The following is a 23,082-nucleotide window of genomic DNA, read 5'->3' as shown; positions in this document are numbered from 1 at the left end:
GGATTACCCATATTTATCACCCCCCAATTGGAACGTTCCATCGAAACTTGGCAAAAATGCGACACAAGCTTCTTGCGGGAGGAAGCCATAACTAAATATCGGCCTCTCGCGATGAGAGGCCGAACCATCAGAGCCGCCTTGGGGAATCGAACCCCAGACCTTCTGTTTACAAGACAGATGCTCTGCCGATTGAGCTAAGGCGGCCGGAACCATGGCTAGTCTAGTACACACCTACCCCCGACGCAGGCGACTCACCTCGTAAAGAGCGATGCCGGCCGCGACCCCCGCGTTGAGCGACTCGGCCGCAGCCGCCATCGGGATACGAACCACCTGGTCACAGCTCTCCCGCACCAACCGGGACAGCCCCTTACCCTCAGACCCCACGACAACGACGAGAGGCTCAGCAGCCAGCGTCATGTCCCCGATGTCCGTCCGAGACTCCCCGTCAAGCCCAACGACGAAGAGCCCTTCCTCCCGATACCCCTGAAGCGCCTGCGTAAGGTTCGCCCCCCGAGCCACAGGAAGCGAAGCAAGCGTCCCCGCAGAAGTCTTCCAAGCCCCCGCCGTAACCCCCGCAGACCGCCGCCCAGGCACCAGCAACCCATGCGCCCCAAACGCAGCAGCCGACCGAGCGATAGCCCCAAGGTTCCGAGGGTCCGTAACCCCGTCGAGCGCCACGATCAACGGCACCTCGGCCGCATCGGAAGCGAACCGCACCAGATCGATCGGATGCGCATACTCGTAAGCCGGAATCTGAAGCGCGACCCCCTGGTGCACCCCGCCCTCGGTCAACCGGTCAAGCTTCCCCCGGTCGACCTCCAGCAGCGCGATCCCCTTGTCGGCCGCGATCTTGATCGACTCCCGGACCCGGTCGTCGTTCTCGATCCGCGCCGCGACATAGAGGGCAGAGGCAGGCACCCCGGCCCGCAGCGCCTCCACGACGGGGTTACGCCCGCCGATGTACTCAGGCGCGTCCTCGGACTTCCGGGCCCGCACCGGAGCCTTCCGAGGCGAAGCGCCACCGCGCTCCTCGCGGGCGACCCGCTCGGCGCGGGCCTTGTCCTTGTACCAGTGACGGTCCTCAGCGGGCGGCGTAGGCCCCTTGCCCGCCAGAGAACGCCGAACCTTGCCCCCGGTGCCCCGAGTGGCGCCCTGCCGTTTACGTCCCGCTGCTGCCATAACTAAAAAGCCTATCCGTGATTTCGAGCGCCCCAGATCAGCGGGCGAGCTCCCAGCGGGGCCCCTGCGGCGTGTCCTCGACGACGACCCCGGCCGCCGCGAGGGATTCGCGGATGGCGTCGGCCGCCGCGTAGTCCTTCCGGGCCCGGGCGGCCTGACGCTGCTCCAACGCCACGGCCACGAGGGCGTCGACGACCTCGTGGAGGCCCGACTCACCGGAGGAGCGCCACTGCGGAGACCGGGGGTCGAGCCCCAGGACCCCGAGCATGGTCTGCGTCTCGGCCAGGAGCCTGGCCACGGCCTCCTTGTTGCCCTGGGACAGGGCCACGTTCCCCTCGCGGACCACCTCGTGGACGACGGCCAGCGCCTGGGACACGTTCAGGTCGTCGTTGAGGGCGTCCACGAAAGCCTGCGGCAGCGGCGCGGTGGCGTCGACGTCGTGGATGACCTCGGCCGCCCGGGAGACGAAGCCCTCCAGCCGCCGGTAGCCCGCGGCCGACTCCTGCAGCGCCTCTTCGGAGTAGTCGATCGCCGAGCCGTAGTGGGCCGAGACCAGGTAATAACGCAGCTCGACGGCCCGGACCTTGGTCAGCATCTCAGGGATCAGCAGCGAGTTCCCGAGGGACTTGCTCATCTTGGTGCCGCCGAGCTGCAGCATGCCGTTGTGCAGCCAGAAGCGGGCGAAGCCGTCGCCGGCGGCCTGCGACTGGGCGATCTCGTTCTCGTGGTGGGGGAAGATCAGGTCGACGCCGCCGCCGTGGATGTCGAAGGTGCCGCCGAGGTATTTGGTCGCCATCGCCGAGCATTCGAGGTGCCAGCCGGGGCGGCCGCGGCCCCACGGGGTGGGCCAGGTCGGCTCGCCCTCCTTGGCGCCCTTCCACAACGCGAAGTCGCGCGGGTCGCGCTTGAGCGAGTCGGTGTCGGTGTCACCGGCGGCCCGCATGTTCTCGAGCTTCTGGTTCGACAGTTTCCCGTAGCGGTCGGCGTAGGAGACCACGTCGAAGTAGACGTCGCCGGCCGAGGCGTAGGCGTGGCCCTTGTCGATCAGGCGGTGCATCAGCTCGATCATCTCGGGCACGTGGCCCATCGCCCTCGGCTCGACCGTGGGGGGCAGGCAGCCGAGCTGGTCGTACGCCCACGTGAAGGCCCGCTGGTTGCGCTCGGCGACCACGAACCAGGGCACGCCCTCGGCCGCCGCGACGCGGATGATCTTGTCGTCGAGGTCGGTCACGTTGCGGCAGAACGTGACGTCGTAACCAGAATGGGTCAGCCAGCGGCGCAGCACGTCGAAGTTGACGCCGGAACGGATGTGACCGATGTGAGGCGGAGCCTGGACGGTCGCACCACACAGGTACATCGTGACCCGGCCGGGCTCAACCGGGGCGAATTCACGGACCGTTCGGGTGCTGGTGTCATAGAGTCTCAGGCTCACAAAGGCAAGGCTAACGCCTTCCCGGCCAGCACAGGCCGAGATGAGAAACCGTGAGCGTCAGCCTCGGAGATACACCTTCTCCGGGGCGATCCGTACGATCACCCGCTCGTTGTCGGGGCTGCCCTCGACGAAAGGTTTCCCGGCGTATTTGTGCGAAAGCTCTTGGATGAGGTCGCCGTGGGGGTCGTCGAACAGCGTGACCGAGCCTCTGACCTCGGCGTACACGTAGGGGTCGGCCGGGTCGACGATCAGAATGGAGACGCGCGGGTCGCGTTCCATGTTGCGGTGCTTTCTGCGTCCCTTGACCGTCGAGAAGAGAATCGCGTCGCCGTCCGTGCGCACCCACACCACGGAGGCCTGCGGGCTTCCGTCGGGGTTGACGCTGGAGACGGTGGCGAAATTCGCCCCGTCGAACAAGGAACGAACGCCGTCAGGCAAGGTCTGCTCTCCCATAGGAGCGATCATGCCATTTCGTACGTGTCATAAAACGGCCGGGGGCACCCGAGTCGCTAGGCTCGACACGCCATGGACGCGAATCCCCCCGCGACGGCAGGCCCGGCCTCCCGTCCGTCTTCCTCCGGATCCCGCCTGCTGAGCCGCGTGGCCGTGATCGTCGCGAGCCTCGCAGTGGCGGTGCTCGCCGGGGCCGCCTGCGTGCTCTCCTTCGACGACCTGCGGGCCCTCGCGCTCCAGGGCCGGGCCGACCCCGAGTTCGCCTACCTCTACCCGGCCGGTTTCGACGCCCTGCTGGTGGTGGCCCTGCTGGCGGTGCCGGTGGTGCGCCCCGGGCGGCTGGTCATCCGTCTCCAGGCGGCCCTGATCCTGATCCTGCTGCTGATCGCGGCCGCCGCGGCCGACGTCACGGTGGCCTCGGGGGTGCTCATCGCGGTCCAGCCGGCCTCGATCGTGGTGGCCCTGGTGCCCTGGGTCATGCTGGTCGTCGGCCTGTGGTTGTTACTTCTGATCGTCCGGTACGCCCAGACGAAGAACGCCGACCTCGACGACGACCCCGGCGACGACGTGGTGCCGTTCGTCCGCACCGCCCACGTGACCGCGCCCCCCGACTACACGCCGCCGACCCCGGTGAGCCCGGTGACCGAAACGGTCGCGCCGCCGGAGCTGGCGCCCCCGCTCACCCCCTCGCCGCCACCTCGGCCCGCCCGCTGGGGCGACCTGATCAGGCCCAACGTCGGCGACGTGCTCGTCCACCCGCTGCCCGAGCCCGACGACGAGACCGACAAGAAGTACGGCGAGGCCGCCGCCCAGGCCGCCGAGAAGCTGAGCCGGCGCGACGAGTCCGAAGTCGACACCCAGCCGATGCGCAACCTCTCGGTCGACCCCGATCCGGAACACGGCCCGGAGGCCGCCGACCCGGGGGAGACCGCCGCCCGGCGCGAGCCCCTCGACGACGAGGTCTCCGCCCCTCCCTCGGGGCACCTGCGCAGCACCCCGACCCCGCCGAGCGACTCCTGAACCGTCCCGGAAAAGGCGGTGCCCGACGGCCGGATCGGCCGTCGGGCATCAACCTCTATGTGTGGGTCAGACCCTGGTGCGACCTCGGAGAGCGGCGACGGCGCCGACTCCGATGACGGCCAGGACGACCTGCATGACCAGTTCGATCCAGTCGATCCCGTCGGTCGTCGCCACACCCAGGGACTGGGCGATCGCCGTGCCGATGAGGGCGGCGACGATACCGACGACGATGGTGAGGATCCAACCGATCGGCTGACGGCCGGGCAGAATCAGACGGCCCAGCGCACCGATGACGGCGCCGATGACGATTGCGCCGAGAATGCTCGCGATGGTCATTATTCGACCTCCCCTTGAGGGTGACACCTTCACGCTCAAGCGGTCGAATACCCTCTATCGGCAAAATATGCCTTGCGCCGGAATTTTTTAGATCCCGCTGTGGCCCGGACGCCCGGTCGCCCCGCCGTGTCCACGTCCGCGACCTGTGGTGATGCCCCGGCCGGCGACGAAGCCGACGCCGATCACGGCCAGCACGAGCTGGAGGATGTGCTCCCACCAGTCGAAGCCGCGCGTGTTGGCGAACCCGAACAGCGCCGCGATGAGCGACCCGATGAGGGCGGCGACGATACCGACCAGGATCGTCATGCCGATGCTGATGTTCTGCCGCCCCGGCAGGATCAGGCGCGCCAGCGCCCCAATCACCACACCGATGATGATGGCGCCAAGGATCGAAGCGATCATGACATTCCCCCCGACGAGGTGACATCTGCACCTCTAGGGGATGAAGTACCCAAAAAGGGACGGCGATCCACGCACCGCGCCTGGTTACGGGATCGCCGCCCCAACCGCATATGAGACGCCGCATCCCTGACCGGGGTTGCCATCCACTTTGGACCGCACCAAACCGTTATCCGAGGTGGGGACCCCTGAGCCGGGTGTGACGACTGAGTTCGAAAAGCCCGCTCCGTTACGGCTCCGCCCACCCCGGCACCGCCCGCCGCCCCTGGTGCAGCCCCGTCACCGGCGCTCCTCGGCCGCTCATGGACAGCGCCGCAACGACGGGCAGCGATACCTAAAGAGCGACGATCAACGCGTTGGCGATAGCGGCGATGCCCTCGCCACGCCCCGTGAGCCCCAGCCCGTCGGTCGTGGTCGCGCTGACGCTCACGTCAGCCCCCACCGCCGCGCCCAGGGCCTTCTCGGCCTCACCGCGACGCGGCGACAACTTGGGCCGGTTCCCGATGATCTGCACCGCCACGTTGCCGATCTCGAAGCCGGCCTCGCGCACCAGCCGCGCCGTCTCGGTGAGCAACGTCACCCCCGACGCCCCCGACCAGCGGGGATCGGAGGTGCCGAAGACCTTGCCCAGGTCGCCGAGCCCGGCGGCCGACAACAACGCGTCGCAACACGCATGGGCCGCCGCGTCGCCGTCGGAGTGGCCGGCCAGGCCGGTCTCCCCGGGCCAGAACAGCCCCGCCAGGTGGAGTTCACGCCCAGAAGCGAAAGGGTGGACGTCGACACCGACGCCCACCCTGGGAAGTTTCGCGCTCAGGAGTTCAGCACCTCGTCGAGCAAGGCTTCCGCTTTGTCTTCGTTGGTCTTCTCAGCCAGGGCGAGTTCGCTGACCAGAATCTGCCGAGCCTTCGCGAGCATCCGCTTCTCACCTGCGGAGAGTCCACGCTCGCGGTCGCGGCGCCAGAGGTCCCGAACCACTTCGGCCACCTTGTTGACGTCACCCGACGCGAGCTTCTCAAGGTTCGCCTTGTAACGGCGCGACCAGTTGGTGGGCTCTTCGGTGTGAGGCATGCGCAGGACGTCGAAGACCCTCTCGAGGCCCTCCTGACCGACCACATCGCGCACGCCGACGAGCTCCGCGTTCTCCGCAGGCACCTGGACGGTGAGGTCGCCCTTGTCGACCTTCAGTACCAGGTAGGTCTTTTCCTCACCCTTAATCGTCCGAGTGGTGATGGCTTCGATCCGAGCAGCCCCGTGATGGGGGTAGACGACCGTGTCGCCGACCTGGAAAGTCATGTGACAAGTACCCCTTCCGCTGTACTCCAGGGTACCACGCGCCAACACTCTCCCGGAACAGTGAAATCACCATAACTGCAGGTCAAAGCCTCATTTTGGGACTTGACAAGAGCTCTACTGTGTGAATCGGGCCGTCCGGCAGGCGGGATGACCTGCGTCTCGAGTGTTCCCGGGGCGGTTATCGGACGGGCATGCCACGCCGATATGGTGATCCCCGCATACGATCGCGCGCGTTACCAAGGAGATTCTCGACCGTGACCACGACCAGCCGCAGGGTGATCGCCATCGCCGCGTTTCTGGCCGCCGCCCCCGCGCTGGCCGCGTGCGGCGCCGGAGTCGACGCGAACACCAACAAGCCCTACGCGCCGACCGAGTCCCAGGTTCTCATCCGCGACGGCCAGTACGGCGTGAACGGCATGAAGGTGAGCCAGGCCTATCTGCTCGGCCCCGACCCGGGCGGCCAGATCCCGGCCGGCGGCGCCGTGCCCCTCTACCTGTCGCTCACCAACGACGGCCCGGCCCCCGACGTCCTGACCGGCGTCACGCCCGACCCCAACGCCGCCACGGCGGCCCAGGGCGGCGGCGTGCAGCTCCCCGTGGGCACCCTCGTCCACACCGGCACCGGGGCGAACCCGCAGATCCAGGTCCAGGGCGTCAAGGCGGCCCTGCGCGGCGGCGAGAGCATCCCGCTGACCCTGAAGTTCCAGAACGCGGGCGAGGTGACCATGACCGTCCCGGTCATCACCCGCAACCGCGAGTACGCGACCCTTCCCCCGGTCCCGGGCGCGATCCCGGCGCCGCCGAAGCCGTCTCCCACGGCCACCGCGGCGGGCGAGTCCTCCGGCCACTGATCCACCCCGTCACCGACCGGCCGGCACCTGCGGCCGGTCGGTTTCGTGTTCCCTGGCCCGTTTCGGCGCTCGCCCGAGCGGCCGGTGAGCGCCGGTCGGGCGGGCGGAACCGGGGGCGGCGGGCGGGGTCAGGGCAGGCGGAGCCGTAACGGAGCGGAGTTCGGGAAAAGCACAGCCGACCCGCGCGGAGTTCGCACGGGCCGGCGGGGCCGGGCGGTACCTAGTCTTCGATCACCGGGTCGAACTTGTAGCCCAGTCCGCGGACCGTCAGGATGCAGCGCGGGTTGGCCGGGTCGGACTCGACCTTGGCCCGGAGGCGTTTCACGTGGACGTCGAGGGTCTTGGTGTCACCCACGTAGTCGGCGCCCCAGACGCGGTCGATGAGCTGGCCGCGGGTCAGGACCCGGCCGGCGTTGCGGAGCAGGACCTCCAGGAGCTCGAACTCCTTCAGCGGGAGCTGCACCTGGCGGCCGCGGACGGCGACGATGTGGCGGTCGACATCCATGCGGACCGGGCCGGCGGCCAGGACGGCCGACTCGACCTCTTCGACGTCGCCCTGGCGGCGCAGCACCGCGCGGATGCGGGCGACCAGCTCGCGGGAGCTGAAAGGCTTGGTGACGTAGTCGTCGGCGCCGAGTTCCAGGCCGACGACCTTGTCGATCTCGCTGTCCTTGGCGGTGAGCATGATCACGGGGACCTTGGACCGCTGCCGGAGGGAACGGCAGACCTCGGTGCCCGGCAGGCCCGGGAGCATCAGGTCGAGCAGCACGAGGTCGGCGCCGTTGCGGTCGAAGGTCTCCAGCGCCTCGGGGCCGGTGGCCGCGACCGCGACCTCGAAGCCCTCTTTGCGCAGCATGTAGGAAAGGGCGTCGGAGAACGACTCCTCGTCTTCCACGACGAGTACCCGGGTCATGTGGCCGCCTCCAGGGGAGTTGACGTTGTGCGGGGTGTGGCGACCGCGACCCCGCCGAACGCGGGGAGGCGGAGAGTGAAGGTCGAGCCGGAGCCTTCCTTGCTCCAGACCGACACCTCGCCGCCGTGGGCGACGGCGACGTGTTTGACGATGGCCAGGCCGAGGCCCGTGCCGCCGGTCGAGCGCGACCGGGCCGCGTCGACCCGGAAGAAGCGTTCGAAGATGCGTTCCTGGGCGCTCTCGGGGATGCCGATGCCCTGGTCGCTGACGCTGATCTCGACCGAGTCGCCGGCCGGGCGGGCGCTGACCACGACGCGGGTGTGCTCGGGGCTGTAGGCGACCGCGTTGTCGATCAGGTTGCGCAGGGCGGTGACGAGAAGTTCGTCGTCGCCCCAGATGTTGAGGCCGCCGGTGCCGCCCGCGACCAGGGTGATGTCCTTCGACGCGGCCTTGGTGCTGCACCGGTCGATGGCCTCGTGGACGGCGTCGTCGACCTGGACCGGCTCGGGGGTCGGGATCTCCTCCGCGCCCTGGATGCGGGACAGGGTGATCAGGTCCTGGATGAGGTAGGTGAGCCGGGCCGCCTCGTGCTGCATGCGGCCGGCGAAGCGGGTGACCGCCTCGGGGTCGTCGGCGGCGTCCTGGATCGTCTCGGCCAGCAGGCTGAGCGCGCCGACCGGGGTCTTGAGCTCGTGGCTGACGTTGGCGACGAAGTCGCGGCGGACCGCCTCGACGCGCAGCCGGTCGGTCTGGTCCTCGGCCAGCACCAGCACCTGGCCGGTGGAGCCCAGCGGGGCGACCCGGACCGCGAACGAGGTCGACTCCTGGCCGAACTTCCGGCCCGACGTCTCGATCTCGCCCTCGCGGATCTCGCCGTCGCGGCGGACCTTGCGGGCCAGCGCGAGCAGCTCGGGCGAGATGAGGGTGTCGCCGCGGACCAGGCCGTAGGCGCGGGCCGCCGAACTGGCCCGCAGGACGCGGTCCTCCCGGTCGAGCACGACCGCCGACGACGGCAGCACCGCCAGCAGCGAGGCCACGCCCGGAGACAAGGAGTCCTCAGGCGGGGTGTCGGGCACCGACGACGGTTCGGACTGCCGCCGGATCGCCAGCATGACGAGGGTGCCCACCAGGAACCCACCCATCGCGGCAAGACTCGCCAGCAACTCATTCACGCTTCGATGCTAGGTGGGAATACGCCTGTTCCCGACGGCCGGATGCCGACTGACCATGGCCTTTCCGAAAGAGTTCACCTGCCGGTCGGAGATCGTTCACGAAGCGCCGATTACCGTGACGGGCATGCGCGACGCCTATCATGACGAGCTGGACAACCTCACCCTGAAGCTGGTCGAGATGACCCGCCTGGTTCGCTCGGCCATGTCCCGGGCCACCACGGCCCTGCTTGACGCCGATCTTCACCTCTCCGAGAGTGTGATCTCTCAGGACGAGGAGGTCAACCGGCTGTACGCCGAGGTGGAGACCTCCATTTACGAGCTGATGGCCACCCAGCAGCCCGTCGCGGTCGACCTCCGTACGGTCATCACCGCGCTGCGCATGGCGGCCGACCTTGAGCGGATGGGCGACCTGGCCGAGCACATCGCCAAGATCGCCCGGATGCGCCACCCCGAGTCGGCCATCCCGGCCGAGCTCCGCGACACCATCGTCGAGATGGACCAGATCGCCGAGCGCCTGATCACCAAGACCGGCACCTGCATCGCGACCCGCGACGTCGAGCTCTCCAAGGAGCTCGAGGCCGACGACGACGCGATGGACCTGCTGCACCGCCGCCTGTTCCGCGTCCTGCTGTCGCCGAACTGGAGCCACGGCATCGAGGCCGCGATCGACATCACCCTGGCGGGCCGCTACTACGAGCGCTACGCCGACCACGCGGTCCGCGTCGCCCGCGACGTGGTCTACCTCGTCACGGGCTCCCGCGACGGCGAAGAGCAGTAGCCCAAATACGAAATCCCCGGCCCTCGGGGGGCCGGGGATTTCCCATGTCCAGAACTACTTGCCCTGGTTGGCCACGGCTTCGATGGCCGCTGCTGCTGCTTCGGGGTCGAGGTAGCCCGAGCTGATGGGCTTGTAGTCGGCGTCGAGTTCGTAGCGCAGGGGGATGCCGGTGGGGATGTTGAGGCCGGCGATGTCGGCGTCGCTGATGCCGTCGAGGTGCTTGACCAGGGCGCGCAGGGAGTTGCCGTGGGCCGCGACCAGGACGGTCTTGCCGGCCGCGAGCTGCGGGACGATCGAGTCGTACCAGTAGGGCAGCATGCGGTCGACGACGTCTTTGAGGCACTCGGTCTTGGGGCGGAGTTCCTTGGGGAGGCCGGCGTAGCGGGCGTCGGCGAACTGGGAGAACTCGTCGTCGTCGGCGATGGGGGGCGGCGGGGTGTCGTAGGAGCGCCGCCAGAGCATGAACTGCTCGTCGCCGAACTCGGCGCGGGTCTGCGCCTTGTCCTTGCCCTGCAGGGCGCCGTAGTGGCGCTCGTTGAGCCGCCACGACCGCTCGACCGGGAGCCAGAGCAGGTCGGCCGCCTCCAGCGCGAGCTGGGCGGTGCGGATCGCGCGGGTCAGCAGGGACGTGTGCACCACGTCGGGGCGTACGCCCGCCTCGAGCAGCAGCCGGCCGCCGCGCGCGGCCTCCTCCTCACCGGCAGCCGAGAGGTTGACGTCGACCCAGCCCGTGAACAGGCCCTTGACGTTCCATTCGCTCTCGCCGTGCCGGAGCAGTACCAAAGTCGCCATGACCGGCATCTTAGTGGTGGACGGTTAACGCTCCGGGTCGGCGAAACGGGCGAAAGCCTGCAAATTGGCAGTCGACTCCCCGCGTTCGAGCCGCCACTCCCACTCGCGCCGTATCGAGGTCGCGAAGCCGATCTCCAGGGCCGGGTCGAACAGCTCGTCGGCGTAGGTGAGCACGCAGCCGAGCAGCCGGTCGACCTCGGCCTCGGTGACGCCCTCGTGGGGGATGCGGCCGACGAGGTGGACGTCGCCCCGGTGGTCGAGGGCGAAGTGCACGCCGTACATCGACCCGTTCTTGGACAACAACCAGCGGTAGAACTCCTGGTGGTTCTCGTCGGGGCCGCGGCAGAAGAACGCCTCGATGTTGAGGGCCTGCTCGTCGACGACCAGCCAGGTCATCGTCTGGAGTTTGTGGGTGCCGGGGAGTTTGACCAGGTAGGAGCCCGTGCGCGGGCTCTCGTAGGTCAGTTCCATCGACTTGAGGGCCGATTCGATGACGGCGGCGACGCTCATCGGGCGGCCGCTACGGGCTGGAGCTGGCTCATGGCTCCGGTATACACCTCCACCAGCCGCCCGGCCGTGGCCTGCCAGCCGAAGGCGGCGGCGTGGCGGATCGCGCCCTCGGCGAGGAAGTCGCGCCAGGCGGGCCGGTCGAGCAGCCCGGCCAGGGCGCTCGCCCACGCGGCGGGGTCGTGACCGTCGATCAGCAGGCCGGAGACGCCGTCCTTGACGGCGGTGCGCAGCCCGCCCACCGACGCGGCGACGACCGGGGTGCCGCACGCCTGCGACTCCAGGGCGACCAGGCCGAACGACTCGTTGTGCGAGGGCACGACCGTGACGTCGGCGGCCCGGTACCAGTCGGCCAGCTCGTGCTGGGGGCTCGGCGGCGCGATGTGGACCAGGTCGGCGATGCCGAGCTCGCCCGCGAGGTCAGTGAGGAGGGACGGCCGGGCCAGCCCGTTGCCGCTCGGCCCGCCCACGCAGGCCACCACCAGGCGCTCCCTTAACGCCGGGTCGTCGGCGACCATCTTCGCGGCCGCCCGGAGCAGCACGTCGGGGGCCTTCAGCGGCTGGATGCGGCCGACGAACAGCAGCACGTGGGCGTCCTGCGGCAGGCCCAGCCGGTGGCGGGCGGCGCCCTTGGAGGCGGGCTGGAACACCTGGAGGTTGACCCCCGGGTTCACCACGCTCACGCGGGCGGGCGGGGCGGCGTACAGGGAGATGAGCTCTTCGGCCTCGGCGGCGGTGTTGGCGACCAGGCGGTCGGCCGTGTCGACGACCTGTTCCTCGCCGAAGACGCGGTCGGGGGGTTCGGGGCAGTCGCCCTCGGCCAGCAGCAGGTTCTTGACCTTGGCCATGGTGTGCATGGTGTGCACCAGCGGCACGCCCCAGCGCTCCTTGGCCAGCCGGCCGACCTGGCCCGACAACCAGTAGTGGGAGTGGATGACGTCGTAGCGCCCGGGTTCGTAGACCGCCTCGGTGCGCAGCACGCCCGACAGGAACGAGCACATCTGGCCGGGCAGGTCGGAGCGGTAGAGCTCCTCGTAGGGGCCGGCGGTGACGTGGCGTACCGAGACACCCGGCGCGAGTTGCACGATCGGGGGCAGGTCGCGCGACGTCTGCCTGGTGAAGATCTCGACCTCGACCCCGAGGTCGGCCAGCCGCTTGGCCGTCTCCACGATGTAGACGTTCATCCCGCCCGCGTCGCCGGTTCCCGGCTGGTCGAGCGGTGACGTGTGCATGCTGATCGTCGCGACCCGGTTCACCCGTCGCACCCGCAACCACCTCCAAACAACGACTAACCATGACACTCAGCCCAAGATTCCCGGTCTCACTAGGATTGCGACCATGACGAAAACAGCCGTGGTCACGGGGGCCAGCAGCGGAATCGGTGCCGCGACGGCCCGCAGGCTGGCGAAAGAGGGGTTCCAGGTTGTGGCGGCCGCCCGCCGCCGCGACCGGCTCGACGAACTGGCCGCCGAGCACCCGGGAATCGTCCCGATGACCCTCGACGTCACCTCCCAGGAGTCGGTCGACGCCTTCAACGCGGCCGTGCCGACGGTCGACGTGCTGGTCAACAACGCGGGCGGCGCGGTCGGCCTCGAACCGGTCGCCTACGGCCTGCTCGACGACTGGCGCGAGATGTACGAGGTCAACGTCCTGGGCACCCTCCGGATGACCCAGGCGCTGCTGCCGAAACTGGTCTCCAGCGGCGACGGCGTGCTGGTCATGCTGACCTCGGTGGCCGGCCTGGTCTCCTACGAGGGCGGCGGCGGCTACTGCGCGGCCAAGCACGGCCAGACCTCCATGACCGAGACGCTGCGCCTCGAACTCGTGGGCGAGCCGGTCAGGATCGTCGAGGTCGCGCCCGGCATGGTGGAGACCGAGGAGTTCTCGCTCAACCGTTTCCGCGGCGACGCCGACCGGGCCAGGAAGGTGTACGAAGGCGTGCCCGACCCGCTGACCGCCGACGACGTGGCCGACGTGATCGCGTTCGCGGTGACCCGTCCGGCCCACGTCAACATCGACCGCCTCGTGATCCGGCCCCGCGCCCAGGCCGCCCAGCACAAGGTGCACCGCGTGTGAGACCCGTCGGGGCGATCACCCGGGGCACCACCGGCCACAACCGGCTCCGGCGGGCCGACCGGTGGCTGGCCGCCGTCCACGAAGGGCTGCTGCGGTCGGCCGCCGACCCGCTGGTCGTCGACCTCGGGTACGGCGCCTCCCCCGTCACCACGCTGGAGTTGTTCGCCCGGCTCCGGGTGGTCCGGCGCGACCTGGAGGTGGTCGGGATCGAGATCGACCCCGAGCGGGTCGCGGCGGCGTCGGCGTACACGAGACCGGGGCTGGAGTTCCGGCGGGGCGGCTTCGAGATCCCCGGGCGGCCGCCGCTGGTGATCCGGGCCTTCAACGTGCTGCGGCAGTATCCCGAGGCCGACGCCTGGCGGCACTGGGAGCTGATGGCCTCCCGGCTGCAACCAGGCGGGGTGATCGTCGAGGGCACCTGCTCGGAGATCGGCCACCGGGCCGTCTGGGCGGGCCTCGACCGCAGCGGCCCCCGCACGCTGACCTTCGCGGCCCGGTTCGGCGGCGTCGAGCGCCCCTCCGACCTGGCCGAACGGCTGCCGAAAACGCTGATCCACCGGAACGTGCCCGGCGAGCGGGTGCACACGTTCCTGACCGATTGGGACCGCGCCTGGGCGATGTCCGCCCCTTTCGGGGCGTACGGGACGCGGCAGCGCTGGATCAGGTCGGCGCTTCTCCTGGCGGACACCTGGCCCCTCTACACCTCCGCCCCCTACGGAGGGACGGCCCGATGGAGGCTCGGCGAGCTGTCCCTGCCCTGGTCGGCGCTTGTAAGCTGAGGTGTACCCCACCCTCCTCTACGAGACGTAGTACTACGCCGGGTAGGCTGAATGTCGTGAAGGGTCTTGGCGAGCTTGAGCGCAGCATCATGGACGTTCTGTGGGCGGAGGGCGGTCCGTTGACCGCCCGCGAGGTGGGGCGGCTGATCGCCGATCGCGATCTGGCGCCGACGACCGTCATGACCGTGCTCGACCGGCTCACCCGGAAGGGCTTCCTGACGCGGGTCCGCGACGGCCGTGCGTGGCGCTACGAACCGGCCGCGAGCCGTGACGCCTACATCGCCGAGCTGATGCTGGAGGCCCTCGACATGACGGGAGACCGGTCCGCCGCGCTGACGAGGTTCGCGCAGGCCGTGTCCGGCACCGAGGCCGACGTGCTCCGAAAAGCTCTCACGGAGCTGGAGGAGGAGTGATCGCGGCCGTCGCGCTCGCCGCGCTCGCCGCCGTCTGCGCGGTGTCCGCGTGGCGGATGACGTCCGTCCGCTGGACCTGGCGTGCTCCCCGCGCCGCGATCGCCCTGTGGCAGGCCCTCGGCCTCACGTGGGGGCTGGCCTCCGTCGGCGCGCTGCTGGCGTACGCCCTCGAACCGTGGGGGCGCGGGGTGATCCACGGGCTGGTCTACCTGGTCACCCACTGGCGTGAGCCTTCGGGGCTCCAGCGGGTGGGCGCGCTGGCCGCCGGGCTGGCGCTGCTGACCGTGCTGATGGCCGTGGTCGTGGTGGCCATGGCGCAGACCCTCCAGGCCCGCCGCCGCCACCGCCTGCTGCTGTCGCTGGTGGCCCGCGACGAGCCCGCCGTTCCGGGTGTACGCGTGGTCGACCACCCCGGGGCCGCGGCCTACTGCGTGCCGGGGCTGAAATCGCAGGTCGTGATCAGCGAGGGCACTCTCAGCCTGCTGTCGCGCGACGAACTGGCCGCCGTGCTCGCCCACGAAGACGCCCACGCGCGCGAGCGCCACGACCTGGTGCTGCTGCCGTTCGCGGCGCTGCGCTGGGTGCTGCCGTGGTCGAAGGTGGTGCGCGACGCGCACGCGTCGGTCGCGCTGCTGGTCGAGATGGCCGCCGACGACCACGCCCGGCTGCGGGTGCCGCCGAAGCGGCTGGCCACGGCGCTGCTGCGGTTCGGCACCGCCGGCGCGTTCGCCACGCCCCACGGCGCGCTCGGCATGGGCGCCGAGAACGTGATGGCGCGGGTGAACCGGCTGGTCAAGCCCGGTCCGGCCATGCGGCGGCGGTACCGCTACGGCATCGTCGCCGGGGCTGCCCTGCTAACGACCTCTGCGCCCCTTTTGTGGTTCTTGCCCCAGTGAGTTAGCTATCGTTAACCAGTGCGTTTGCAAATGCATACACGCTCTGGTTAGCTGGGAGCCATGGAACTCCCGAAGGTCGGCTCGATCGGTGAATACATCCGCGAGCAGCGCACGCAGGCGAAGATCTCGCTGCGTCAGCTCGCGGCCCAGGCCGGGGTGTCCTTTCCTTACCTCAGCCAGGTCGAGCGGGGAGTGCGCAAGCCGAGTGCCGAGATCCTCAACCAGATCGCCAAAGGGCTGCGGATCTCGTCCCAGGCGCTCTATGTGCAGGCCGGTCTGATCGACGAGCGCGAGCCCGACAGCGACGTTCTGGCCGCCATCAGGGCCGACGTCACGATCACCGGACGGCAGCGCCAGGTTCTGGTCGACATATACGAGTCGTTCCGCAAGGAGAACAAGGCCGCGGAGAACGAAGGGGCCCAGCCGACGCAACCGGCCGAGCCCCTGGATGCGGCTTCACTTAACGGTCACGCCACGTCAGAAGGGTACAACCTGCCATGACCCTCGCCACCGAGGTCAAGAAGATCACTGAGTCCAAGCCGTTCTACGCGCTGACCGGCGCCGGCGACTACGCGGTGGAGAAGCTGCGCGAGCTCCCCGACCGGTTCGTCCAGCTGCAGGCCCGCCGCGAAGAGGCGTTCGCCTACGCCGGCCGCGTGCAGGGCAAGGCCGAAGACTACGCCAGCACCGTCGCCGACCGCCTGAACGCCCTCTACGAGGAGATGGCCACCCGTGGCCGCAAGGTCGTCAGCCAGGCCAGCGGCGAGGCCGCCCTTGAGCTGACCGAGGTCTCCGAGGCCGCCGAGCCCGCCGTCGCGGTCAAGGCGACCACCCCGAAGCGCCCGGCCGCCCGCCGGACCACCGCCTCCAAGGCGTAACGATCGAGCCGGTCCGCGGCCCCGGTGGGACGTCACCCACCGGGGCCGCGCCGTTCTCGCCCTGCACACCATCGAAACCAGACACTAGGCTGGTGGACATTCCGACCTTGACCCCGCGGGAGTGAAGCGATGCTCTACGGCGTACTGGACCTCATCTTCCTGGGCCTCGCCATCGCGGCGTTCGGGATGTCGGTGTGGGCCCTGATCCACGCGATCCGCACCCCCGCCCGCGCCTTCCAGGCCGCCGGCAAGCTCAACAAGAACCTCTGGATGCTCTTCACCGGCCTGGCCACGGTCTTCACGCTCGCCTCGGCCGCCGGTTACATGGGCGGCGGGCTGAACATGCTGAACATCTTCACCATCGCCTCGGTGATCGCGTCGGGCATCTACCTGGCCGACGTGAAGCCGGCCGTCAGCGAGTACAAGGGCGGCGGCGGCAACCAGGGCCCCTACGGCCCCTGGTAAGCGCTATAGCCAGTCGCGCTTCTTGAACTGCGTGTAGAGGATGACGGCGGCGACCGCCCACAACCCCGTCGACGTCCAGAACCCCCACGGCTGGCCGGAGCCCGGATAGGGCACGTTCTGGCCGTAGAAGCCGGTGATCATGGTGGGCACGGCGATGATCGCGGCCCAGCTGGTCACCCGCTTCATGATCAGGTTCATCTTGTTGTTGGCCATCGTCATGTGGGCCTCGCGGATGTTGCCCACCAGGTCGCGCAGGGAGTCGGTCCATTCGGCGGCGCGTACGGCGTGGTCGTAGACGTCCTGGAAGTAGGGCGCCAGGGAGCTGTCGCGGATGACGTCGTGGCGGCGGAACAGCGTGTTGACCACCTCGCGCATCGGGGCGACCACCCGCCGCAGGTTGACCAGGCTCTTGCGCAGCTCGAAGGTCCGGCGCTGCTCGTCGGGGCCCGGCAGGGTCTCGTTGAAGAGACCCTCCTCCAGCTGCTCGATCTGGTCGTCCATGGCCTCGACGACCTCGAAGTGGGTGTCGACGACGTAGTCGAGCAGGCCGTGGAGCAGGAACGCCACCCCGTGCTCGGCGAGCACGCCGCCCGAGTCCCATCTGCGCTGCACCTGGTCGATCGAGAACGACTCGCTGGTGCGCACGGTGACCAGGGCCCGCTCGGTGACGAACGCCGACGCCTCGAACGACTCCAGGCGGCCGGTGTCGCCGTCGAAACGGGTGGCGTAGACGTTCAGGAACATGTGGGTGTCGTAGACGTCGAGCTTGGGGCGCTGGCTGGCGTTCAGGGCGTCTTCGATGGCCAGCGGGTGGAGGCCCAGCTCCTCGCTGATCGCGTCGAGGTCGGCGCGGGTCGGGGTGCACAGGTCGAACCAGACCACCGCGTCGGGCTCCCCCAGGTGGTCGGAGACGTCGGCGATGGGGAAGCCCTCCATTTCGAGCTTCCCCTTGCGGTAGAGCCTGGTGCGTGCCACCGGCTCAGCGTACTCCGATGGCACTATCGTGACGGGTCATGACATCTCTGGCACGCCCGTTAGGGCTGGCCCTCGTGTTGCTCGTCCTGTTCGCCGCGCCGGCCCACGCCGCCGGGACGAGCGAGGTGACCATGCAGCTGCGTCCCGACGGGGTGCTGCACGTGGTCGAGAGGGCCGACGGGCCGCTGAGCCGTACCGTGACCACCCGGACCCGTCACGACGACGGCTCCGACCGGATCTACCGCATCACCAACGTCAAGGGCGCGACCCTCGACGGCGACACGCTGACCGTCCCGGCCGCCGGCACCGTCGAGTACGACGTCACCGGCGCGGTCACCCCGATGCCCGACGGCACCGAGGAGCTGCGCTGGTTCCCGGCCGGCGGGCCGCTCGACGCCGTGACGGTGTCGGTGCGCGGCCCCGGGCAGATCCAGAGCCTCGCCTGCTTCGCCGGACCGGCCGTCTCGGCGCTCGGCTGCACCGCCGCGAGCATGGACGAGTCGGCCGAGAACGCCGCCTTCGAGCAGACCGGCCTGGCCGAGGGCGAGCAGCTCACGGTCGTGGTCGCCTACCCCGCCGGGTCGACCGGCGCCCAGCCGATCCTGGAGCGCCGCTTCGACCTGGCCGCCGCCTTCACCGTCGACGTGTGGACCGGCGGTTCGCTGGCCGTCCTGCTGGTGCTGCTGCTCGGCGGCCTCTACGGCCTCTACCGCTCGCGCGGCCGCGACGCCCGGGTGGTCGCGTCGGAGGCGGATCTGTACGCCCCCCTCGAAGACGGCCGCTTCGCCCCGCCCGACGGGGTGCGGCCCGGCCAGATCGGCACCCTGATCGACGAACAGGCCGACGTGATCGACGTGACGGCGACCATCGTCGATCTGGCGGTACGCGGCTACCTGCGCATCGACGAGCAACCGCGCGGCGCGTACGACGCCCCCGACTGGCTCCTGGTGAAGCTGCCCAAGGCCCCCGTGCAGGCCCTGCTCCCCTACGAACGCGCCCTGTACGACGCCATGTTCGACCTTCGCGACGACATCCTGCTGTCGCAGCTCCACGGCGGCTTCTCGGCCGGCCTGGCTCGGGTGCGCGACGCGCTCTACCGCGACGTCGTCAAGCAGGGCTGGTTCGCCCGGCGGCCCGACTCGGTGCGGTCGCGGTGGACCGTCCTGGGCGTGCTGCTGACCGTGCTTGGCCTGGCCGGGACGGTCGTGCTGGCCTGGCAGACCACCTTCGGCCTGGTCGGCCTGGCGGTGATCATCGCGGGGGCGGCCCTGACGGTCGGCGGGCAGTACATGCCGGCCAAGACCGCCAAGGGCGCCGCGGCGCTCGCCCACACGCTGGGCTTCCGCCAGTTCCTCATCTCGGGCGACGTCAACGGCGTGCCGGAGTCGCAGCGCATCGAGCTGTTCTCGCGCTACCTGCCGTACGCCGTGATCTTCGACAGTGTCGACCGGTGGGCCCGGACGGTGTCGACGATCACGACCGACGGCGACAACCTGTACTGGTACCACGGGCCGGCCGAGTGGGACCTGTCGAAGTTCGCCGACTCGATGCGCACGTTCGTGATGACCACGTCGGGCGCGATCTCGGCGGCCCGCCAGTTCAGGTCGTTCTGACCCGCAGCTCGCCCACGGGCCGGCCGCCGCCCGTGATCGGCGGCACCAGGTCGCCGGGCACGTCCTCGCCCAGGGCCTTGAGGGCGTAGGCGGTGACCGCGACCCGGGCCCGCTGGCCGCCGTCGACGATCTTGACGGCGGCGGCCCGGCCGTCGGCCAGCGCGAACGCGTCGAACGCCTCGGCGCCCGCCTTCAGCATCAGCCCCGGCACGGCCCGCATCAGCAGCGCCTCGGGCCGGGTCGTGCCGCTGGTGTGTTCGGGGTGGGCGCGCATGGCGTCGGCGATCCGGCGCTCCTTGGAGCCCTCGGGGGCGGTGACGATCCGCCGAAAAGCGCGGACGACCCCGACCATCGAGACATAGAACAGCGGCGCGCCGCACCCGTCGACGCCCGTGGCGGCGATGCGCTCGGAGGTGAGCTCCTCGACGGTGGTGCGGATCGACTTCTGCAGCGGGTGGGTGGGGTCGAGGTAGCCGTCGGTCGGCCAGTCGTTGACCGCGCAGGTCGCCAGCATCGCCGAGTGCTTGCCGGAGCAGTTCATGTAGACGCGGCCGAAGTCGAGGGACGACCGGTCGTCGGGGTAGTCCTCGGGGCACCGCAGGGCGCTCTCGTCGACCCCCGCCTCCCGGAGGATGCGGCGCGCGCCCTCGACGTGGATCGGCTCCCCCGCGTGGCTGCCGCAGGCCAGCGCCAGCAGCTCGCCGTCGAGGTCGAGCCCGGCGTGCAGCATGCCGGCCGCTTGCAGCGGCTTCATCGACGATCGGGGCGAGGCGGGAGCCTGTACGTCGCCATGGACCAGGACGGGGGAACCCTCGGCGTCGACGGCGACGACCCGGGCGCGGTGGACCGACTCCACGAACCCGGAGCGAACCACCTCGACCAGCAATTCGGACATGCCGTCGACTGTAGGGCATGGCAGAATCCCGCCATGCGCGCGGTGGTCCAACGAGTGAGCCAGGCCTCGGTGACGGTCGACGGGACCGTCGTCGGGGCGATCGACGAGCCCGGCCTGATGGTCCTGGTGGGGGTGACCCACACCGACGGCCCGGCCGAGGCCGCGAAACTGGCCGCGAAACTGTGGGGCCTGCGCATCCTCGACGGCGAGAAGTCGTGCTCCGACGTCGGGGCGCCGCTCTTGGTGATCAGCCAGTTCACCCTCTACGCCGACACCAAGAAGGGCCGCCGCCCCACGTGGCAGGCCGCGGCCCCGGGCCCGGTGGCCGAGCCGCTGGTGATCGCGGTGCAGGAGGAACTGCGCAGGCTGGGCGCGCGGGTGGAGACCGGCCGCTTCGGCGCCGACATGAAGGTCGCCCTGATCAACGACGGCCCGATCACCCTGGTCATCGACGTCTGACCCGTCAGGCCCGCCAGATCCCGATGCCGAGCTCGGCCAGTTCGGCGGTGGCCCCACGCGGGTCGGTGATCGCGCGTTCGGCCGCCTTGGTCAGGTCGAGGGGGCTGCCGTCGGAGGCGACCAGTTCGGCCGGTTCGCTCCACGAATGCCGGAAGGTGGCCCGGCCCGCTCGCACGGCGGCCAGGTTCATCAGCACCTCCAGCGGGGTCAGGAACAGCTCCGGCAGGTCCTCGGGGGCGGCGTCCGGGAACAGCGGCCGGGCGACCTCGTCGAGGCCGCCGTCCTCCAGCATCCGCAGCACCTGGGGCAGCGCCGGCCCGGTGAGCCCGATGGTGTGGAGAATGCCGTCGGCCTCGCGCTGGAGCTGCGCGGTGGTGGCCGCGTGGGTGAACTCGGGCCAGGCGAGCACCGTGTCGTCTTCCATCTCCCGTCCGAGGGCGTGCAACGCCGCCCGGGTGACCTCCAGGTCGGCGGCGCGCAAGGCCGCCTGGGCGGCGGCCAGGTCGTGGATCAGCGACGTGGCGGGCCGTCCGTCAGACACGGCGAGGGACTCGGGGAAACGCGCGGCGCGGGTGGCCGACGACGGAAACGGGTCCCACCGTGACGGGTTGGCCGGGAGCGGCTTGGCCCGCAGGGCGTCGAGCTCGTCCTTGCGCGCGGCCACGAATTCGGCGAAGCCGCCGTACACGTCATCGGGCAGGTGCCCCGCCTCAGAGCCCGGCAGCAGGTGGAAGTCGCAGAAGAAGTCCCATGCGGCGGTGACCGCCCAGATCTCGTGCATCGCGCCGACCGCAGCGGCCCGCCCGGCCACCCGCACGCCGACCGCGTCGGCGCGGAACTCCTGACGGCGGCAGACCCCGCGATCGATCAGCACACACAGCCATCTGTACGCGCGGAACGCCCACGCGGCCGGGTTGGTCGGGCGCAGGGCCTCTGCGGTGGTGACGATGGCCGTGTTGGACCGGATGGCGAACCCGACCCACCGGGTGTGCCCGGCCGCGAAGTGCGCCATGTAATGAGCCAGCCCGTACCGGGCCTGGCCGACCGTCATCGTCTGGAGCAGCGGCAGGCCGACGTACAGGACGCGGCGGCCCCGCAGGAAGGCATGGGTGTACCGGAGATCGATCTCCGACATGAGCCGGACCTCGTGGGGAGGACGGGTGCCGGCCTCCTCGGCCACCTCCCGCACCAGCTGCCACAACCCCGGAGCCTGATCGGCGTCGAGGGCCGGGCCGGTCGACCGCTCGTCGCGCTGCCGCAGCGCCCGCCACGACCCGCGCCCCAGCGCGTAGACCAGGCAGCCGGCCCAGCCGAACATGACCAGGACGAGCATCACGAAGCCGACAGGTGAGACCCTCCCCGGAGGTATCGCCCGTAACAGCACCACGAACCCGGTGAGCTGCGCGGCAGCCACGCCCACCAGGCCGCACAACATCACCATCGACACCAGCGCGCGTCCCACGCGAGCAGGCTAGTGCCTACATCAGATTGGGGCGTTTCCGGTCACGGGCCATCATCGCGGCCTGCTTGCGCAGTTCGGGGTCGACCTGGACGTTGCGGCCGGCGTCCTGCGGGACGATCACCTCCTGCGTGGCCGCCACGTGGCCGGCCACCAGGTCGATGTCGACCGGGACGGTGCGCTTGACCACCGCGAGGGCGATCGGGCCGAGCTCGTGGTGGCGGGCCGAGGAGCCCACGAAGCCGATCTGGCCCGGCGTCGCCGAACCCTCGACGGCCGCCTCGGGGTCGGCCTCCACCGGCGTGCTCACGCCGAGCGTCACCGGGGTGCCGTGGGGCGGCAGCTCGTCGACGCTGCCGTCGAGGTGCAGGAAGACCAGCCGCCGGGGCGGGTGGCCCAGGTTGTGGACGCGGGCGACCGTCTCCTGGCCCCGGTAGCAGCCCTTCTTCATGTGGACGGCCGTGTCGATCAGCCCCAGCTCGTGGGGGATCGTCTTGTGGTCGGTGTCGAAGCCGTAGCGCGGGATGTGCGCCTCGATGCGCAGCGCCTCATAGGCCCACAACCCGGCCAGCGGGGCCTGCTGGGCCAGCTCGGAGCGGGGGATCAGCCGGTCGTCGCCGGGGACGCCCGAGACCACCGCCCAGTCGGCCGACACGTCGGCGATCTCGACGCGGAGCATGAAGCGCATCTTCTCGAGCCAGGTCACCAGCCCCTCGGAGGTGCCCGGCTCGACGTGGATCCAGGTGGTCTCGCCGTCGTCGCGCAGGTGGAGGTGGTGTTCGAGCCGCCCCTGCGGGTCGAGGAACAGCGTCTGCGTCCACACCCCCGGGGCCAGGTCGTCGAGTTTCTGGGAGCTCAGGCTGTTGAGCCAGCTCAACCGGTCGGGCCCGGAGACGGTGATCACGGGACGGTTGCTCCGGTCGACCACGGCCCGGCCGGCCGCCAGGGCGCGCTGTTCGGCGTAGGGGTCGCCGTAGTGGGCCGCGACGGTGTCGTCGGGCGACGCGCCGGGAACGGCTCCGGGCACGTCGAGCAAAGGGCTGCGCATA

Annotated in this window: 28 protein-coding genes and 1 tRNA gene; 12 read left to right on the top strand and 17 right to left on the bottom strand. The window is 70.2% G+C overall.

Annotated features, from left to right (window positions below):
• Positions 1–131 precede the first annotated feature (131 nt).
• From AW274_RS13670 to AW274_RS13655, 4 genes are all read right to left on the bottom strand, one after another.
• Positions 132–204, bottom strand: a tRNA-Thr gene (locus AW274_RS13670).
• A gap of 27 nt (positions 205–231) precedes the next feature.
• Positions 232–1,179: a 23S rRNA (guanosine(2251)-2'-O)-methyltransferase RlmB gene (gene rlmB, locus AW274_RS13665; RefSeq protein WP_062431357.1), complete on the bottom strand. Its 948-nt coding sequence runs from the start codon at positions 1,177–1,179 to the stop codon at positions 232–234.
• 37 nt (positions 1,180–1,216) lie between these two features.
• Entirely contained in the window at positions 1,217–2,611 is a 1,395-nt protein-coding gene (gene cysS / locus AW274_RS13660) for a cysteine--tRNA ligase (RefSeq protein WP_062431356.1), read from the bottom strand.
• A gap of 57 nt (positions 2,612–2,668) precedes the next feature.
• Positions 2,669–3,064, bottom strand: a complete 396-nt coding sequence (locus AW274_RS13655; protein WP_062431355.1) for a PPOX class F420-dependent oxidoreductase — start codon at positions 3,062–3,064, stop codon at positions 2,669–2,671.
• Between the two features lie 147 nt (positions 3,065–3,211).
• Here AW274_RS13655 and AW274_RS13650 point away from each other — a divergent pair, with 147 nt between their 5' ends.
• A complete protein-coding gene (locus AW274_RS13650) occupies positions 3,212–4,084 on the top strand; it encodes a DUF2637 domain-containing protein (protein WP_062431354.1) in 873 nt (290 codons plus the stop codon).
• A 66-nt stretch (positions 4,085–4,150) separates the two neighbouring features.
• Here AW274_RS13650 and AW274_RS13645 read toward each other — a convergent pair whose 3' ends face one another.
• From AW274_RS13645 to AW274_RS13630, 4 genes are all read right to left on the bottom strand, one after another.
• Positions 4,151–4,420 (bottom strand): GlsB/YeaQ/YmgE family stress response membrane protein, encoded by a 270-nt coding sequence (locus tag AW274_RS13645; RefSeq protein ID WP_062431353.1) that lies wholly within the window; start codon positions 4,418–4,420, stop codon positions 4,151–4,153.
• Between the two features lie 87 nt (positions 4,421–4,507).
• Positions 4,508–4,822 (bottom strand): GlsB/YeaQ/YmgE family stress response membrane protein, encoded by a 315-nt coding sequence (locus AW274_RS13640; RefSeq protein ID WP_062337923.1) that lies wholly within the window; start codon positions 4,820–4,822, stop codon positions 4,508–4,510.
• 331 nt (positions 4,823–5,153) lie between these two features.
• A complete protein-coding gene (gene ispF, locus AW274_RS13635) occupies positions 5,154–5,612 on the bottom strand; it encodes a 2-C-methyl-D-erythritol 2,4-cyclodiphosphate synthase (RefSeq protein WP_062431352.1) in 459 nt (152 codons plus the stop codon).
• Between the two features lie 17 nt (positions 5,613–5,629).
• Complete coding sequence (locus AW274_RS13630) at positions 5,630–6,112, bottom strand: CarD family transcriptional regulator (protein WP_030451583.1); 483 nt, start codon at positions 6,110–6,112, stop codon at positions 5,630–5,632.
• A gap of 254 nt (positions 6,113–6,366) precedes the next feature.
• On the opposite strand from AW274_RS13630, the gene AW274_RS13625 reads away from it, so the two are divergent.
• Positions 6,367–6,963 (top strand): copper chaperone PCu(A)C domain-containing protein, encoded by a 597-nt coding sequence (locus AW274_RS13625; protein ID WP_062431351.1) that lies wholly within the window; start codon positions 6,367–6,369, stop codon positions 6,961–6,963.
• Between the two features lie 220 nt (positions 6,964–7,183).
• Here AW274_RS13625 and AW274_RS13620 read toward each other — a convergent pair whose 3' ends face one another.
• Together AW274_RS13620 and AW274_RS13615 are read right to left on the bottom strand one after the other, a co-directional pair.
• A complete protein-coding gene (locus AW274_RS13620) occupies positions 7,184–7,876 on the bottom strand; it encodes a response regulator (RefSeq protein ID WP_030451587.1) in 693 nt (230 codons plus the stop codon).
• Positions 7,873–9,018, bottom strand: coding sequence for a sensor histidine kinase (locus tag AW274_RS13615; protein ID WP_062431350.1), 1,146 nt, complete (start codon positions 9,016–9,018; stop codon positions 7,873–7,875). The genes AW274_RS13620 and AW274_RS13615 overlap by 4 nt, the downstream gene beginning before the upstream one ends.
• Positions 9,019–9,172: 154 nt before the next feature.
• Between AW274_RS13615 and phoU the strand changes: the two genes are divergently transcribed.
• Complete coding sequence (gene phoU, locus AW274_RS13610) at positions 9,173–9,826, top strand: phosphate signaling complex protein PhoU (protein WP_062432003.1); 654 nt, start codon at positions 9,173–9,175, stop codon at positions 9,824–9,826.
• A gap of 54 nt (positions 9,827–9,880) precedes the next feature.
• Here the strand turns inward: phoU and AW274_RS13605 are convergent, their stop codons facing one another.
• Genes AW274_RS13605 through mshA form a run of 3 tightly spaced genes read right to left on the bottom strand, consistent with a single transcriptional unit; the run spans position 9,881 to position 12,357 of the window.
• Positions 9,881–10,618 carry a phosphoglyceromutase gene (locus tag AW274_RS13605; protein WP_062431999.1) on the bottom strand — a complete coding sequence of 246 codons (738 nt, stop codon included), beginning with the start codon at positions 10,616–10,618 and terminating at the stop codon, positions 9,881–9,883.
• Between the two features lie 24 nt (positions 10,619–10,642).
• The gene (locus AW274_RS13600; RefSeq protein WP_062431349.1) at positions 10,643–11,128 is read right to left on the bottom strand and encodes a YbjN domain-containing protein; all 486 of its coding nucleotides are present in this window, start codon (positions 11,126–11,128) and stop codon (positions 10,643–10,645) included.
• On the bottom strand, positions 11,125–12,357 hold the full coding sequence (gene mshA, locus AW274_RS13595; protein ID WP_062432001.1) for a D-inositol-3-phosphate glycosyltransferase: 1,233 nt from the start codon (positions 12,355–12,357) through the stop codon (positions 11,125–11,127). The genes AW274_RS13600 and mshA overlap by 4 nt, the downstream gene beginning before the upstream one ends.
• A gap of 106 nt (positions 12,358–12,463) precedes the next feature.
• Here mshA and AW274_RS13590 point away from each other — a divergent pair, with 106 nt between their 5' ends.
• From AW274_RS13590 to AW274_RS13560, 7 genes are all read left to right on the top strand, one after another.
• Positions 12,464–13,201 carry an SDR family NAD(P)-dependent oxidoreductase gene (locus AW274_RS13590; protein ID WP_062431348.1) on the top strand — a complete coding sequence of 246 codons (738 nt, stop codon included), beginning with the start codon at positions 12,464–12,466 and terminating at the stop codon, positions 13,199–13,201.
• On the top strand, positions 13,198–13,980 hold the full coding sequence (locus AW274_RS13585) for an O-methyltransferase (protein ID WP_083974118.1): 783 nt from the start codon (positions 13,198–13,200) through the stop codon (positions 13,978–13,980). The genes AW274_RS13590 and AW274_RS13585 overlap by 4 nt, the downstream gene beginning before the upstream one ends.
• A gap of 56 nt (positions 13,981–14,036) precedes the next feature.
• Positions 14,037–14,393, top strand: a complete 357-nt coding sequence (locus AW274_RS13580; RefSeq protein WP_081898316.1) for a BlaI/MecI/CopY family transcriptional regulator — start codon at positions 14,037–14,039, stop codon at positions 14,391–14,393.
• Positions 14,390–15,289 (top strand): M56 family metallopeptidase, encoded by a 900-nt coding sequence (locus tag AW274_RS13575; protein WP_062431347.1) that lies wholly within the window; start codon positions 14,390–14,392, stop codon positions 15,287–15,289. Before AW274_RS13580 ends, AW274_RS13575 begins: the two co-directional genes overlap by 4 nt.
• A 60-nt stretch (positions 15,290–15,349) precedes the next feature.
• On the top strand, positions 15,350–15,790 hold the full coding sequence (locus AW274_RS13570; RefSeq protein WP_062337940.1) for a helix-turn-helix domain-containing protein: 441 nt from the start codon (positions 15,350–15,352) through the stop codon (positions 15,788–15,790).
• Positions 15,787–16,167: a hypothetical protein gene (locus AW274_RS13565; RefSeq protein WP_062431346.1), complete on the top strand. Its 381-nt coding sequence runs from the start codon at positions 15,787–15,789 to the stop codon at positions 16,165–16,167. The genes AW274_RS13570 and AW274_RS13565 overlap by 4 nt, the downstream gene beginning before the upstream one ends.
• A 129-nt stretch (positions 16,168–16,296) precedes the next feature.
• Entirely contained in the window at positions 16,297–16,632 is a 336-nt protein-coding gene (locus AW274_RS13560) for a DUF2516 family protein (RefSeq protein WP_062345211.1), read from the top strand.
• Positions 16,633–16,635: 3 nt separating this feature from the next.
• On the opposite strand, the gene AW274_RS13555 is transcribed toward AW274_RS13560, so the two are convergent.
• Positions 16,636–17,607 (bottom strand): magnesium transporter CorA family protein, encoded by a 972-nt coding sequence (locus tag AW274_RS13555; RefSeq protein WP_157520146.1) that lies wholly within the window; start codon positions 17,605–17,607, stop codon positions 16,636–16,638.
• A gap of 38 nt (positions 17,608–17,645) precedes the next feature.
• Between AW274_RS13555 and AW274_RS13550 the strand changes: the two genes are divergently transcribed.
• The gene (locus AW274_RS13550; RefSeq protein WP_083974114.1) at positions 17,646–19,220 is read left to right on the top strand and encodes a DUF2207 domain-containing protein; all 1,575 of its coding nucleotides are present in this window, start codon (positions 17,646–17,648) and stop codon (positions 19,218–19,220) included.
• Here the strand turns inward: AW274_RS13550 and AW274_RS13545 are convergent.
• The gene (locus AW274_RS13545; RefSeq protein ID WP_062431345.1) at positions 19,207–20,115 is read right to left on the bottom strand and encodes an asparaginase; all 909 of its coding nucleotides are present in this window, start codon (positions 20,113–20,115) and stop codon (positions 19,207–19,209) included. The two genes, AW274_RS13550 and AW274_RS13545, sit on opposite strands and share 14 nt — an antisense overlap.
• A 33-nt stretch (positions 20,116–20,148) precedes the next feature.
• Between AW274_RS13545 and dtd the strand changes: the two genes are divergently transcribed.
• Entirely contained in the window at positions 20,149–20,574 is a 426-nt protein-coding gene (gene dtd, locus AW274_RS13540) for a D-aminoacyl-tRNA deacylase (RefSeq protein ID WP_062431344.1), read from the top strand.
• Between the two features lie 4 nt (positions 20,575–20,578).
• Here the strand turns inward: dtd and AW274_RS13535 are convergent, their stop codons facing one another.
• Positions 20,579–22,036 carry a M48 family metallopeptidase gene (locus AW274_RS13535; protein WP_062431343.1) on the bottom strand — a complete coding sequence of 486 codons (1,458 nt, stop codon included), beginning with the start codon at positions 22,034–22,036 and terminating at the stop codon, positions 20,579–20,581.
• 16 nt (positions 22,037–22,052) lie between these two features.
• The gene (ygfZ, locus tag AW274_RS13530) at positions 22,053–23,081 is read right to left on the bottom strand and encodes a CAF17-like 4Fe-4S cluster assembly/insertion protein YgfZ (RefSeq protein ID WP_062431342.1); all 1,029 of its coding nucleotides are present in this window, start codon (positions 23,079–23,081) and stop codon (positions 22,053–22,055) included.
• Between the last annotated feature and the right edge of the window lies 1 nt (position 23,082).

Origin of the sequence: Herbidospora daliensis (assembly GCF_001570585.1) — a bacterium.
Lineage (GTDB): Bacteria > Actinomycetota > Actinomycetes > Streptosporangiales > Streptosporangiaceae > Herbidospora > Herbidospora daliensis.
The sequence above is the reverse complement of the archived record's forward strand: the minus strand, read 5'-3'. Positions and strand labels throughout refer to the sequence as shown.

Coding starts and splice junctions, on each gene's coding strand:
- AW274_RS13570 (WP_062337940.1), top strand. CDS start 15,350: ATGGAACTCCCGAAGGTCGGCTCGATCGGTGAATACATCCGCGAGCAG.
- AW274_RS13655 (WP_062431355.1), bottom strand. CDS start 3,064: ATGGGAGAGCAGACCTTGCCTGACGGCGTTCGTTCCTTGTTCGACGGG.
- AW274_RS13560 (WP_062345211.1), top strand. CDS start 16,297: ATGCTCTACGGCGTACTGGACCTCATCTTCCTGGGCCTCGCCATCGCG.
- AW274_RS13565 (WP_062431346.1), top strand. CDS start 15,787: ATGACCCTCGCCACCGAGGTCAAGAAGATCACTGAGTCCAAGCCGTTC.
- AW274_RS13645 (WP_062431353.1), bottom strand. CDS start 4,420: ATGACCATCGCGAGCATTCTCGGCGCAATCGTCATCGGCGCCGTCATC.
- phoU (WP_062432003.1), top strand. CDS start 9,173: ATGCGCGACGCCTATCATGACGAGCTGGACAACCTCACCCTGAAGCTG.
- AW274_RS13600 (WP_062431349.1), bottom strand. CDS start 11,128: ATGAGCGTCGCCGCCGTCATCGAATCGGCCCTCAAGTCGATGGAACTG.
- AW274_RS13550 (WP_083974114.1), top strand. CDS start 17,646: ATGACATCTCTGGCACGCCCGTTAGGGCTGGCCCTCGTGTTGCTCGTC.
- rlmB (WP_062431357.1), bottom strand. CDS start 1,179: ATGGCAGCAGCGGGACGTAAACGGCAGGGCGCCACTCGGGGCACCGGG.
- AW274_RS13640 (WP_062337923.1), bottom strand. CDS start 4,822: ATGATCGCTTCGATCCTTGGCGCCATCATCATCGGTGTGGTGATTGGG.
- ygfZ (WP_062431342.1), bottom strand. CDS start 23,081: ATGCGCAGCCCTTTGCTCGACGTGCCCGGAGCCGTTCCCGGCGCGTCG.
- AW274_RS13545 (WP_062431345.1), bottom strand. CDS start 20,115: ATGTCCGAATTGCTGGTCGAGGTGGTTCGCTCCGGGTTCGTGGAGTCG.
- AW274_RS13620 (WP_030451587.1), bottom strand. CDS start 7,876: ATGACCCGGGTACTCGTCGTGGAAGACGAGGAGTCGTTCTCCGACGCC.
- mshA (WP_062432001.1), bottom strand. CDS start 12,357: ATGCACACGTCACCGCTCGACCAGCCGGGAACCGGCGACGCGGGCGGG.
- AW274_RS13590 (WP_062431348.1), top strand. CDS start 12,464: ATGACGAAAACAGCCGTGGTCACGGGGGCCAGCAGCGGAATCGGTGCC.
- AW274_RS13605 (WP_062431999.1), bottom strand. CDS start 10,618: ATGGCGACTTTGGTACTGCTCCGGCACGGCGAGAGCGAATGGAACGTC.
- dtd (WP_062431344.1), top strand. CDS start 20,149: ATGCGCGCGGTGGTCCAACGAGTGAGCCAGGCCTCGGTGACGGTCGAC.
- AW274_RS13615 (WP_062431350.1), bottom strand. CDS start 9,018: ATGGGTGGGTTCCTGGTGGGCACCCTCGTCATGCTGGCGATCCGGCGG.
- AW274_RS13630 (WP_030451583.1), bottom strand. CDS start 6,112: ATGACTTTCCAGGTCGGCGACACGGTCGTCTACCCCCATCACGGGGCT.